This is a genomic window from Psychrobacter sp. P2G3, assembly GCF_001593285.1.
Lineage (GTDB): Bacteria > Pseudomonadota > Gammaproteobacteria > Pseudomonadales > Moraxellaceae > Psychrobacter.
This window is the reverse complement of sequence record NZ_CP012529.1, coordinates 1,458,018-1,471,008: the sequence shown is the minus strand read 5'-3', so window position 1 is coordinate 1,471,008 and position 12,991 is coordinate 1,458,018. Positions and strand designations below refer to the sequence as shown.

Annotated in this window: 10 protein-coding genes; 7 read left to right on the top strand and 3 right to left on the bottom strand. The window is 40.5% G+C overall.

Annotation, left to right across the window (positions count from 1 at the left end; genetic code table 11):
- Positions 1 to 123 precede the first annotated feature (123 nt).
- Positions 124 to 840 (top strand): SIMPL domain-containing protein, encoded by a 717-nt coding sequence (locus AK823_RS06160; RefSeq protein ID WP_068327338.1) that lies wholly within the window; start codon positions 124 to 126, stop codon positions 838 to 840.
- A 193-nt stretch (positions 841 to 1,033) separates the two neighbouring features.
- Here AK823_RS06160 and AK823_RS06155 read toward each other — a convergent pair whose 3' ends face one another.
- Together AK823_RS06155 and glnA are read right to left on the bottom strand one after the other, a co-directional pair.
- Positions 1,034 to 1,876, bottom strand: a complete 843-nt coding sequence (locus AK823_RS06155) for a DUF4124 domain-containing protein (protein WP_228138922.1) — start codon at positions 1,874 to 1,876, stop codon at positions 1,034 to 1,036.
- Between the two features lie 196 nt (positions 1,877 to 2,072).
- Complete coding sequence (glnA, locus tag AK823_RS06150; protein WP_068035497.1) at positions 2,073 to 3,482, bottom strand: type I glutamate--ammonia ligase; 1,410 nt, start codon at positions 3,480 to 3,482, stop codon at positions 2,073 to 2,075.
- A 707-nt stretch (positions 3,483 to 4,189) separates the two neighbouring features.
- On the opposite strand from glnA, the gene AK823_RS06145 reads away from it, so the two are divergent.
- The 5 genes from AK823_RS06145 (at position 4,190) to AK823_RS06125 (ending at position 8,603) form a co-directional block, all read left to right on the top strand.
- Positions 4,190 to 4,813 (top strand): aminodeoxychorismate/anthranilate synthase component II, encoded by a 624-nt coding sequence (locus tag AK823_RS06145; protein ID WP_068035495.1) that lies wholly within the window; start codon positions 4,190 to 4,192, stop codon positions 4,811 to 4,813.
- A 96-nt stretch (positions 4,814 to 4,909) separates the two neighbouring features.
- Positions 4,910 to 6,046, top strand: coding sequence for an anthranilate phosphoribosyltransferase (gene trpD / locus AK823_RS06140; RefSeq protein WP_068327335.1), 1,137 nt, complete (start codon positions 4,910 to 4,912; stop codon positions 6,044 to 6,046).
- Between the two features lie 75 nt (positions 6,047 to 6,121).
- Positions 6,122 to 6,997, top strand: a complete 876-nt coding sequence (gene trpC / locus AK823_RS06135) for an indole-3-glycerol phosphate synthase TrpC (RefSeq protein ID WP_068327333.1) — start codon at positions 6,122 to 6,124, stop codon at positions 6,995 to 6,997.
- A 92-nt stretch (positions 6,998 to 7,089) separates the two neighbouring features.
- Complete coding sequence (locus tag AK823_RS06130) at positions 7,090 to 7,821, top strand: Smr/MutS family protein (protein ID WP_068327330.1); 732 nt, start codon at positions 7,090 to 7,092, stop codon at positions 7,819 to 7,821.
- Positions 7,822 to 7,970: 149 nt separating this feature from the next.
- Positions 7,971 to 8,603 carry a DNA-3-methyladenine glycosylase gene (locus tag AK823_RS06125; RefSeq protein WP_068035487.1) on the top strand — a complete coding sequence of 211 codons (633 nt, stop codon included), beginning with the start codon at positions 7,971 to 7,973 and terminating at the stop codon, positions 8,601 to 8,603.
- A gap of 44 nt (positions 8,604 to 8,647) precedes the next feature.
- Here AK823_RS06125 and AK823_RS06120 read toward each other — a convergent pair whose 3' ends face one another.
- A complete protein-coding gene (locus tag AK823_RS06120) occupies positions 8,648 to 10,573 on the bottom strand; it encodes a mechanosensitive ion channel family protein (protein ID WP_149031847.1) in 1,926 nt (641 codons plus the stop codon).
- Between the two features lie 421 nt (positions 10,574 to 10,994).
- Here AK823_RS06120 and AK823_RS06115 point away from each other — a divergent pair, with 421 nt between their 5' ends.
- Positions 10,995 to 12,902: a TonB-dependent receptor gene (locus tag AK823_RS06115; protein ID WP_068327324.1), complete on the top strand. Its 1,908-nt coding sequence runs from the start codon at positions 10,995 to 10,997 to the stop codon at positions 12,900 to 12,902.
- Positions 12,903 to 12,991 lie beyond the last annotated feature (89 nt).

The window sequence follows — 12,991 nt, the reverse complement described above, 5'->3', positions numbered from 1 at the left end:
TTTTAATTAGTGAAGCTAATTCCTAACAAAATAAAATGAATGCCTATAGCTTCTAATATAGATCGCAATTCCTATTTGAACATGATCTGTGTCAATATTATTAATTTTACTTAGGAGATAATTATGAGAAGCACTTTACTTAATAAAGTAGCTCTTACTACTGGTACCGCTTGCCTACTAACCGCTATGATGGGCAGTGCGCATGCAGAACCAACTGGTTATGATCAACTTAGCTTCCAAACGGAAGTTAAAGAAGAAGTCCAAAATGATGAAGTGCGTGCCAGCATGTATAAAAAAGCTCAAGCTACGAATGCTAAAGCACTGGCCACGACTCTCAACACTTCAATCAATAACGCTATGAAAATTGCTAAACGCTACCCTAGTGTGACAGTCAGCACCGGCCAGCAACGCACTTATCCACGCTACGATAAAAACGACAAAATTATTGGCTGGACAGGACAGGCAAATATAGATCTTAAAAGCACAGATTTTGCAGCGACTAGCCAGCTTATTGCTGATTTGCAAGAGACCTTAGTGATGGATAATCTAAATTTTGGGGTCTCAGATGATAAAAAAGACGCGCTAGAGCAAAAGTTAATGACTGATGCTTCTCGTTCTTTTCAAAAGCAAGCTAAAAATCTAACACGCGCTTGGGATGCTCATGGCTATCGTGTAGTGAATGTTAGCTTAAACACTGGTAGCAACTATCCTCGTCCAATGTATAGCAGCATGAATATGAAAGCTGAGGCAGCAGATGCATCAGTTCCGAGTCAGAGCTTTGAGTCTGGTAACAGTACAATATCGGTCACCGCTAACGGTACAATTGAGCTTACCAAATAATTGAACTAAGTGGGCAAAACATCAGCTAATTAAAGTTTGGTTTGATTACAGTATTTTCCAAGCAAAAATAAGGGGCAATCACTATTGATAGTGATTGCCCCTTTATAAAAATTGTTAAACTATATTTATCATTAAACCTTTCAGCACTGATAAACCCTTGAGCACTGATGTTTTATTTGGCTACTTTACCTAGCTATTGCCCAGATATCTTAGTAAAAGTATCGTTAGTTATAGGTTGGCTGTTCTGTGCTTTTTGCAGATTGATTTCCTTTTGACGCAATTTTAACATTACTTTTTGATGCCATGGTAGACGCTGATAAGCAAGCATTTGCGCGGCAATTTTCTTTTTATTCTGCAAGATTACCGTATTTTGTATTACGTAAATAGTACGTTCAATTTGGCTAAGCGTTTGCCCTGCTTCATTTTTGATAACGGCTCGAATACTATGCGTACCCGGTAAAATATCTACCGTTGCGATAGATGCACTCAGGCCTTGCGCCACTTCATTATCATCAAGATAAATTATTACTTGATCGCCAGCTTGTAGCACAGGCTTTAGTTGTAGTTTGACATCGATACTCTGTGCAGGACGGCGATAAGCACGTGCTTCGCTCGGCTCTATCATGGTCAGCTGATATCTCACTCGTGCAGATTTGGTAGCAGGAGATGCAGTCTGTTGTGAGACTGCTGGAGAATTTGTCGTTTGAGATGATGTGTTAGCTCTGCCATTAGAACCAGCACCTAAGCTGTTACTAACATTATTATCGTTAGCAGTATTATTAGCAGTAACATTAGTAACAACATCGGTTTGGCTGACTTGTTTATTGGCCTGATTTTCATAGCTTTGCGGACGATCAGTAAAAGTTACGTGTCCAGTTTTTTCATCTACCACTTTATAGATGGGCGCGGCATTAATCATCGGTGCATAAAGGCTGACTGTACCAATGAACACACCTGCTAACAACCCAGTTAGCTTGATATTTCTAAACTGTGAACTGTCTTGTTTTTTCATTTTATTTTTCGAATGCGTATACATAGTCAGCCAACCTAATAAGTGCTTATTATTAATATATGATTAACACTATTATGCGGGATTTTTAACGCTAAATCAGTAGTGATTTTTAGGAAGCTTATTATTTAGTTTTACAAGTTCTTTTAAAAAAGAAAAAACCAGCTAAGATTTACTTAGCTGGCTTTTATTACTCAAATTATCTGAGCGCTTTAACTGTTAACTAGCAGCTGTAATATAAATCAAATTCAACTGGATGCACAGTAACATTGACACGCTGTACTTCTTCTTCTTTTAGCGCGATAAATGCTTCTAGCATCTCTTCAGTGAATACATCACCTTTTAATAAAAACTCATGATCATCACGTAACGCTTGTAGCGCGACCTCTAAGCTTTCAGCAACCGTTGGGATTTGCGCTTCTTCTTCTGGAGGCAAATCATACAAGTTTTTATCAGCGGCATCACCTGGGTGCATCTTATTTTGAATACCATCAAGGCCAGCCATCAGTAGCGCTGCAAAAGTTAAGTACGGGTTGGCTGCTGGATCAGGGAAGCGTGCTTCAACACGAACGGCTTTTGGACTACTAACATGTGGAATGCGGATAGACGCTGAGCGGTTAGAAGCAGAATATGCCAGTTTGATAGGCGCTTCATAATGTGGCACTAGGCGTTTATAACTGTTAGTCGAAGGGTTGGTAATAGCATTCAGAGCGCGGGCATGATGAATGATGCCCCCAATGAAATATAGTGCTGTCTCAGACAGACCAGCATATTCATCACCAGAGAAAGTGTTTACACCGTCTTTTGAGATAGACATATGTACATGCATACCAGAGCCGTTATCACCGACCACAGGTTTTGGCATGAAAGTTGCCGTTTTGCCAAACTGATGGGCAACGTTATGAACGACGTACTTTAACTGCTGCACTTCGTCAGCTTTACGTACTAAAGTGTTGAATGCGACACCAATCTCTGACTGACAAGGCGCAACTTCATGATGATGGACTTCGATACAGCCTTCACCGATGATTTCTTCTAGACGCTCACACATGACAGAACGCATGTCCTGTGAGCTATCGATTGGTGGTACTGGGAAATAAGCGCCCTTAACACGTGGACGGTGTCCCATGTTACCCCACTCATAATCGTTGTTAGTCGACCATGCTGCTTCTTCAGCAACGATCTTATGGCTGACGCCTGACATCTCAATCGACCATTTTACTTCATCAAATACAAAAAACTCAGGCTCAGGACCAAAGTATGCAGTATCACCAATACCAGTCGATTTTAAGTATTCTTCAGCACGGCGAGCGATAGAACGCGGGTCGCGGTCATAGCCTTGCAAAGTCGTTGGCTCAATGATATCGCACGTGACTACAACGGTGACTGCATCAAAGAAAGGGTCAAGAAAAGCAGTATCTGGATCAGGACGCAAAATCATATCTGAAGCTTCAATACCCTTCCAACCAGCGATAGATGAGCCATCAAACATCTTGCCATCTTCCATTACTTCTTCGTCGATAGTAGAAGCTGGAAAGCTGATATGTTGTTCTTTACCACGAGTATCGGTAAAGCGAAAATCAACCCATTTTGCACTAGATGATTTGATAAGATCCAATAATTTATTAGACATGAATAGTCTCCCTTGTGGTTATCATGTTGTTACGTTTTAAAGAGCTGTGCTCACTGTTATATTTAGGTATTAGCTCAGACTCATGATTGTGATATCGATCAATCACTTTCCTCTACCGCTTATAAGCTTACACGATGCTGGCGCTATTTTAGCAATATCTGATCAATAATGCTGAACAGTTATAACATCTCAACCAACTCATCTGCTAGATTTTAACCTTAAACTTATAATAATGAATGGTACGAGATGAATTTATATTAGCATCCTAATTGTAATATAAGGGTGCAAACCCTATGCCAAATTTATTTAGCAATCACGACCTAAAGTTAATTTTGTATGATAAACCATGGTAGGTATAGGATAAGTCTAAATTCAGCATCAAAACTATATATATGCCAACTCTATCACCTGCACAATAATAGGCGTTAATGATATGAAAAATGCACTAAATTAGTGCTCAAGTATTTTTTTGGTTTAAATTGGTGCGCAAAAAATCTTTATTTTTCTACAATAAGGTTAGTATTTAGTAAAATACGCTTGTAATAAAAAATAAAACCTCTAAGAACAGCTGGATAGATAGGTGTCCCGTTTGATACCCACTAAAATAGTGGTAAGATATCAAGCTTCTATAAAATTTTGCCTGATAAATACGAGCATAATAGTAGAGCGTTTATAAATTATAACCATACCAATAGATTGAGAGCATAATGATTCTGATGATCGATAACTACGACAGCTTTACGTACAATATTGTACAGTACTTCGGTGAATTACAGCAGGACATCACCGTCTGGCGTAACGATCAAGTCACAATCGAACAGATTAAAACCCTTGCTCCCGATGTCATCGTCATTGGCCCTGGCCCTTGTGATCCAGATCGTGCGGGTATTTCCTTAGAAGTGATTGATACCTTTAAAGGCGTTGTCCCTATCTTGGGGATATGCTTGGGTCATCAAGCGATTGGGCAAGCATTTGGCGGACAAGTGGTCAAAGCCGGTGAAGTCATGCACGGACGCTTATCAGCTGTTTATCATACTGGTCAAGGCGTTTTTACCGACCTACCTAACCCATCACAAGTGACGCGTTATCATTCCCTCGTGATTGATAAAACTAGCTTACCGGATTGTTTAGAGATGACTGCGTGGACACAAAACAAGGATGGTAGCATTGAAGAGATTATGGGCATACGTCATAAAGTTTTCGCAATCGAAGGTGTTCAATTCCATCCCGAATCCATCTTAAGTGAAGCAGGATATCAGCTGCTTAATAATTTTTTGCGGACCCATAATCTGGCAGTATTATCTGCAGATGAGTTGCCGCAAGTGGGCTAGCTGACTATTAAAACTGGATTTAAAGTCTAAACCGACAAAACCAATCCAAACATCTAATTAAAACCAATGTAAAAAATAATAAGAAGTGAGACCTTAATGACCACTGCTAATTTACAGGAAAACTATAAACCAGCTGCTCATATACCAGATGATATTGCTCAGCTTTCTGATGAAGGCGTTCATCAGTTATTGACCACTGCCTTGGGTAGAATTTTTCAACATATTGATTTAACTTTCGACGAGATGTATCAAGTCATGCTCATTATTATGCAGGGCAGATGTAGCAATGCCATGATGGGTGCTATTTTGGCTGGTCTGCGTATGAAAGGTGAATCAATTGATGAAATTACTGCGTCGGCTAGTGCCATGCGCGCGTTGGCTGCCAATATTGCACCAAAGAACTGTGATTATTTAGTTGATATCGTCGGCACAGGCGGCGATGGCGCTAATTTATTCAACGTATCTACTGCGTCAGCCTTCGTTGTCGCTGCAGCTGGTGCGCAAGTTGCTAAGCATGGCAACCGCGGAGTATCGACTAAGTCTGGTAGTTCCGACTTACTTGAGCAAGCGGGTATCAGTTTGGCACTTACGCCTGAACAAGCGAAAAACTGTATCGAAAATGAAGGTATAGGCTTTTTATTTGCACCCAACCACCATAGTGCCATGCGTTATGCCAATCCGGTACGCCGTGAGCTTAAAGCACGGACCATTTTTAACATCTTAGGGCCTTTGACCAACCCAGCTGGGACACCTAATTTAGTCATTGGTGTATTTACTGCCCAGCTGTGTGAGCCTATCGCTAAAGTCATGAAAAATTTAGGCGCACGTCATGTCATGGTTGTCGGCGCAAAAGACGGTTTGGATGAAATCAGCCTTGCAACTTCGACCACGGTCGCTGAGTTAAAAGACGGTGAAATATCAGTCTATGAGATGATGCCAGAAGATGCTGGCATCGAATCACAAACCCTTATCGGTCTCGATGTCGACTCTCCTGAGCAAAGTCTTGAGCTGATACGCGCTGCTTTATCGGGTGAGGACACCCATGATCGTGCTGTGCTCAAAGCGCGTGATATGATTGCACTAAATGCAGGAGCGGCGATATACACCGCAGGACTTGCCAGCAACTACTCGAATGGTGTGAGCCGAGCGCAAAAAGTTATTCAAAATGGCGATGCTTTGACTAAGCTTGAATCATTAGCCAAGTATACACAGCAGCTAATAGCTAATGCTTAACTTATACAACATTGTTAAAAGATACAAACCTAGCAATCACTGTGTATTTACATTCAACGATATTCGGATAACAGTATGACCACAACCAATACAGATATTCCCTCAGTGTTACAGCGTATTGTCGCGACTAAGCAGATCGAGGTAAAAGCGGCTCGTGAGGCGCTATCTCTTGAAAATCTCCAAGCAAAAGTAGCCGCTGATAATAAATCACGCCGTGGCTTTGCAGCAGCCCTACGAGCTGCCAGTAACAAAAACAACGGTATCGGCATCATCGCTGAAATTAAAAAAGCATCACCATCTAAGGGCATCATTAATCATAACTTTGCGCCCGCTTTGTTTGCTCAGCAATATGAGCAAGCTGGTGCCAGTTGCTTATCTGTATTGACTGATCGTGATTATTTTCAGGGTGATGACAGCTATCTTATCCAAGCTTCTAACGCTACAAGCCTGCCTATATTGCGCAAAGATTTTATGATTGATGTTTATCAAATTTATCAATCTTATTTGATGGGTGCAGATTGTGTTCTGTTAATCATGGCTTGCCTTGACGATACCCAGTTACAAGAGCTACATGCGCTGAGTATCGAATTAGGTATGGATGTATTGATTGAAGTACATACCAAAGCTGAGCTTGAGCGCGCACTCCAGCTGCCACGTTCAGAGCACAATATTTACGGCATTAATAATCGTGATTTAAATACTTTCGATGTCAATTTGCAAACTACTCTCGATTTAAAAAATATTTTAATCGAAGCTTTGGCTACTGACGCTGATAGTACAGCGCAGAAACCACTTATCGTTACCGAAAGTGGTATTCATAGTAGCGATGATATTCGTTTGATGTTAGACCACGATATTCAGCATTTTTTAATTGGTGAGCAGTTCATGAAGACCGATCACCCTGGACAAGCGTTACAATCCTTACTTGCGGGCGTCGCAGCAGACGAGTAAAGTAACTGAAATAGCTTAATTTAAGATTAGATAGCTTTTAAAGGGCTAATAAACAAATCACTCATTCATTAACCAACGATACGTTAACTTTTATGGCAAACTCTCTATTTTCAAAAGAAATGCAAGATCAGCTCAAAGAGCTCAAAGGGCAACTGAGCAAAGGTCATGATACTACTTCACCTGATGGCGTAGATCAAAAGCCAACAGAACCTGTTTCATTGCTAACCCAAAAGCAAGTAAAGAAAACAGTCAAACAGTTAGACAGTGAACATATCGATGATGATAAAGTTCTGTTTATGCAAGCGATGCACGGCGTAAATCAACTTGATGATAAGAACGTTCGTTCACCAGCCAACGCATCAAAAGCACGCAAACCTGATGCAGCTACTCTCTCAAAACGTGCAGCTGCTCAAGGTGGTGAAAGTAGCGATTTGGATGCAGGTTTATCAGATATGCAAGCGCTACTTAACCCTGTGGCAGCTGAAGCTTACTTATCATATAAACAGCCTACGCTGCAAAATAAGATCTTTACTCAGCTGAAACAAGGCAAGCTACGTTGGTATGACGCCGTAGATATTCATGGCTGTACTATTGAGGAAGCACGTGTTGCTATGACTCAATTGCTAAGCCAAGCCAAGCAGAACAATGAGACTATGGTAAAAATTGTCCATGGCAAAGGTAGCGAAGCTATTCTGAAAACCTGTGTAAATGGTTGGCTACGTCAGTTACCAGAAGTATTAGCTTTTTGCTCTGCCCCGCCAAAAGATGGCGGTAACGGTGCAGTACTGGTACTACTCAAAAAATCTAAAACAGATGGCGAATAGCTTTTAGTGTTAGATCAGTAAAAGAGATGAAAAGGACTGCAAATGGCAGTCCTTTTTTGTATAAATAAATCCTATATTTCTTTAACAGCAAGCTTTAGATAAACATCTAGACTATTTTTAGGCACGTTTTTTATTAGAGTGAATCCATTATGAGCACACAGATTATTGAGAGCCCTCAAGAGCTAGAAGAACACATCATTAAATTAATTGCCATTGAACCAAGATTTGCGCTTGTCTATGAGCAAGTTGGTGTGCCTAGCCTTAGGCACAATGCAGGTGGGTTTAAACAATTGATGAGAGCGATGGTCGGTCAACAGTTATCTGTGGCAGCTGCTGCAAGTATTTGGCAACGCTTGGTTGATGCTGATTTGACCAATCCACAAGCGATTACTGAGGCAACAGACGAGACCTTACGGACACAAGGTTTATCTAAACAGAAAATTCGTTATACTCGATCTTTAGTAGATCATGATATAGATTTTGTAGCATTGGAAACTATGACGAATGAGGACGTGACTAAAACCTTAACCGCTGTTACGGGCATCGGACGTTGGACTGCTGAGATGTATTTATTGTTTTCTTTGAAACGAGCAGATGTGCTTGCAGTCGATGATTTGGCGATTAAAGTTGCAGCAATGCAGTTGTTAGATCTCACAGAACGTCCAACCCCAAAACAATTGAAAATTCTGATCGAAGTATGGTCACCGCATCTTAGCGCCGCAAGTTTACTACTATGGGCGCACTACGGCCTCTTACGTAAGAAAACTGCAGTGCCTTTATAAACGCATAACTAACAAAACGTTAAGTGACTTCCTTAAATGACCCTCTAAGGCTGATTCCATATAGAAAGGCTGAAGTTCTTTTTGGCGTGCCTGAACTTACGTTTTGCTAAAGCATAATTACTCCCTTTATGGGATTTTTTTCCATCAGCCTTTCTAATTCTTTCTTGTTTCTTATTAGCTGCTTTATCCTTTTTAGTACTGTCGACATCTTTGTTTAAATCAACAGCATTATCTTGCTTGCCATCCGTATCCGTACTGGTATTACTTCCATTTTCTGAATCTGCTAATAGTTCAGCTGTATTATTTTGACTATCGCTGTTTTCACTATTATTTTTTCCATCATCACTATTTTCAATATCGTTTTCCATATGCTGTTCAAGCTCAGCTTGGTTAACGATCAATTGCTGCGTTGGCAATGCGTGTTCGACTTTATATTTTTTCACTTGAGTTAATACATCAACGAATACTACGTTTTGCTTATCATAAAATTCCATTACATCATTAGCATTGATGTAGGCCTGTAATTGAATGACATAACAATCTTGACGCAGCTCTAAAATATTGACTTGGTTCCATTCTTGGTTGGTCAAGTAATGCTCATTTAAAAATTCATCCAAGTCTTTTACCATTTTAAAGACAACTTCGATATCAGCAGTACGCTTTAGATATAACTGATGAAAAAATCGGAACATATCGCGAGAGGTAAAGTTCTCAATTTGCATAGACGAGAAGTCACCATTCGGTACAGTAACAATTGTACGAGATAGCGTACGGACACGTGATGAGCGAATACCAATATCAACTACCGTACCTTCATAAGTACCAAACTTGCAATAGTCACCTATCCGAACTGGCGAATCTGCTACCACTACGACACTACCAACAAGGTTCTCAATCGTCTTTTGTGCACCAAGCGCTAAGGCTAAACCACCCACACCTAAAGCAGCGATACCAGTCGTCAAATCGAAGCCCAAATTACCAAATATGACAATAACAGCGAATATTAATAACAGCGCTTTGACAACTTTACGCAGTAGACCCAAAATGGAGACACGTTCAGTATAGTTTTTCTTATAGCTTAAGTTGACAGCACGAGTAAAAATCGCATCGATTACTCGTAGTAGTAACCAAGTTATAGCGAGCCAAGAAGCGATATCAGTAAAACGATTGACTGGCTCACGCAGTGTTACTGACACGCCAGCATAAACCATCACTTCAGATAAGATGAGTGCCATAATCACGACAGCCAGTGGCAGTATAACCTTGTCAGGCACAGGCAGTGGCACATCGCGTACTCGTGGGTAGGCAATTTTTAGCAAATGATACAGTATCCAAACCATGATATAAGTCAGTACAAAGCTACTGATAATCATAGTTAGTGCAGCGACCAGATCCGTCAGCTGATAGCCAAATATTTTTTTGCCTTCAAGCGAGTCAATCGTATAACGCGAGACTAAAGTAGGATTGGTATTTTCTAAAACTTCTGGTATTGAATTAAGCGTATCAGTGGAGAATTGCCAGTACTGCTCACCTTGCTTGGACACGACCCTCTCAAGCAACAGCGGCACACTTTTTTCACCAATATTAATACTACCTACATTTTCTTGGCTTGGCGGCAGCTGGTCAGTTAAATTACCCTCAGGCGTATTATTGAGCTGCAAGTCAGCCTGAAAGCGACCACCAGCGTCAAGCGCCTGTTTGAACTCCCGCACAGCTGTCGTTGGATTGTCAGATTTGGATAAATTAAGATAGTTGCTTGCTAGTAAGTAGTCATTTTCACCTAGCGCACTGATAAACCCTTGTACCGTATGGCGTGGTGTATCACGTCCAAACGAATCTGGCAACGGTTCGCGTACAGTCTCTTCACTACTACCACCTACACCAAGCGCACCAGCTCCCGCTTCAGCAGCAATAGCGGTATTCGGCAATACCATACTCAATATCAAAGCAATCAAAAGTGACACTATCATTAAAGATGTTTTGCTTAATGAGATTGATGCAGTAGCAGAGTTTAGATAACACTTAATAGACAAAACAAACCTCTTAGATTTATGAATAGCACAACAAAAAACAGAAAAAACCTGCCACTATGATAGCAATTATTTGCAACATCAGTACTTTTGATTGCGCGTTTTATCGTAACCTACGTTAGTAATTTATTTCTTATTCCGTGGCGCTACTTTGCTAATATTCCTTATAAAACGACTCACAAATTGATTGTGATAATCTTTAGATGAATAAATAGCAGCTCATCATGAAATCCATTCAGCTTACCGTGAAGAAACATTAGGTTAAAGTTGTTTATAAAGCAGTAACTTTTATAGATAATGAGCACAGCTGTCACCTTATGACATTTTTGGTAATTTTGGCTCGATAACTTTTGGATTAATTATGACTTTTTTACGTTCAACTTCGACTACTTATCTTCGTTTGAGCATTTTAAGCGCGCTTGGTCTTCTTGTATTCAACACAGCGATAGCAGCGACACCTGAAATCAACGATAGCGGATTGCCACAAGTTGAGCTTGATGAAATCGTTGTGACGGCTACGCGCACCCCTACCAAAATCAGCAACACCATCGCCCAGACTCGTGTGGTTGACAGTGAAGAGCTACAACGTTATCAGGGTCAAAGCGCCCTTGAAGTGCTCAAACATCAGCCTGGTATCAGTCATTATACTAATGGCGGTCCTGGAACCACTTCAAACTTCTACATGCGTGGGTATGGTAGTAATCAAATCTTAGTCTTAATCGATGGTATACGCTATAGTTCAATTAGTGCAGGTGGCGCGACCCTTAGCTTATTACCTGCTGATCAAATCGACCGTATTGAGATTTTATACGGTGCATCAGGCTCTAGTATCTATGGCTCAGACGCTATGGGTGGTGTCATTCAAGTATTTACAAAAGGTGCAAACGTTGACAGAACCAATTTTTCGGTAACGGTTGGGGCAGGCTCACATGACGAATATCTGTATGGTGCCAGTGCACAATTTGCTAATAAGACGGGAACGACATTGAGCCTATCAGCAAGCCATAATGAGACGGATGGCTTTAATGCGACTTTACCTGATCCTAGTAACGAGTACTCATCTTACAATAAAGATGATGATGGCTTTGAAAGCAATAATGTCAGCCTTGCCTTAACTCAACGCATTAATGACCAATGGCTTGCAGGTGCAAGCGCCTTATATAGCAAGTCTACCACTGACTTTGATAATGGCGCGGCAGAAGATACTTATTCTGATCAAGAAAATGGTGCAGCACAAGCGTTTGTCGATTGGCGTTACATGCCAGGTTCTTCTGTAAAGCTACAATATGGACATTCTATAGATAAGTCTGATAATCCAACCTATAGCAGTGTTTATGATACTAAACAAGATCAAATTAGCCTAGTGGGTCAACATAAGCTTCCAGTTGGTCAGGGTATTTACGGTGTAGAATATCTCAATCAAAGTATCGATACGACTCAATATGATGTTGATGATCGCGATGTCACCAGTGCATTTTTAGGTTATGTTCTGGCTAATAATCAGTTTGATGCGCAAGCTAACTTACGTTTCGATGATGACTCACAATATGGTAATGAAACCACTTATAATTTAGGCGGTGCTTATCATATTAATCCTAACTTACGCACTGGTGTCAATTATGCAAAAGGCTTTCGTGCACCAACTTTCAATGATTTATACTATCCTGGCTCAGGTAATCCTAGCTTAAAACCTGAAACCAGCGATAATTATGAAGCCTTTATTGAATACGATAATGATGTGCAGTCGACGCGTTTGACTGGCTATCATAATAAAGTTGAAGACTTAATTGGTTATGTTGCTAACCCTACTCCTGAAGATCAGTGGGCAGGCAGCAGTGAAAATGTTGATGAAGCTAAAATCAAAGGGTTATCGCTAACCTCAGATTGGGTAATTGATAATTATCTGTTCGGTGGTAGCTATGACTATCAAGAAGCAAAAAACAATAGTGGCGGCAATAATGATGGCAACTTTCTATCTATTCGTCCTGAACATAAAGGTCTAGTCTACTTAGGCTATCGTTTACCAAGCGTAGATATCCGTGCTGAATATCAATACGTAGGCGATTATTATAGCGGTGTTGCCAACACTGATGCACAACTCGTTGAGGATTATGGCCTGTTCAATATCAGTGGTAACTATCAATTAACTGATAGTCTATCTATGACGGCGCGTTTAAATAATATTACTAACGAGAAGTACACGACCATACCAGGTTATAATACCGATGGTACTAACTTCTTTACCTCACTAACTTATAACTGGTTCTAAGTTTATTTAAAGGTATAAAAAGCCAGTATTTGTTTAAATACGAAAAGGTCATCAATCGATGGCCTTTTTTACGTCTATTAAAACTGCAA

Bases quoted from the DNA above. Each gene is read 5' to 3' on its own strand.
- AK823_RS06160 (WP_068327338.1), top strand. From the start codon at position 124: ATGAGAAGCACTTTACTTAATAAAGTAGCTCTTACTACTGGTACCGCT.
- AK823_RS06155 (WP_228138922.1), bottom strand. From the start codon at position 1,876: ATGTATACGCATTCGAAAAATAAAATGAAAAAACAAGACAGTTCACAG.
- glnA (WP_068035497.1), bottom strand. From the start codon at position 3,482: ATGTCTAATAAATTATTGGATCTTATCAAATCATCTAGTGCAAAATGG.
- AK823_RS06145 (WP_068035495.1), top strand. From the start codon at position 4,190: ATGATTCTGATGATCGATAACTACGACAGCTTTACGTACAATATTGTA.
- trpD (WP_068327335.1), top strand. From the start codon at position 4,910: ATGACCACTGCTAATTTACAGGAAAACTATAAACCAGCTGCTCATATA.
- trpC (WP_068327333.1), top strand. From the start codon at position 6,122: ATGACCACAACCAATACAGATATTCCCTCAGTGTTACAGCGTATTGTC.
- AK823_RS06130 (WP_068327330.1), top strand. From the start codon at position 7,090: ATGGCAAACTCTCTATTTTCAAAAGAAATGCAAGATCAGCTCAAAGAG.
- AK823_RS06125 (WP_068035487.1), top strand. From the start codon at position 7,971: ATGAGCACACAGATTATTGAGAGCCCTCAAGAGCTAGAAGAACACATC.
- AK823_RS06120 (WP_149031847.1), bottom strand. From the start codon at position 10,573: ATGATAGTGTCACTTTTGATTGCTTTGATATTGAGTATGGTATTGCCG.
- AK823_RS06115 (WP_068327324.1), top strand. From the start codon at position 10,995: ATGACTTTTTTACGTTCAACTTCGACTACTTATCTTCGTTTGAGCATT.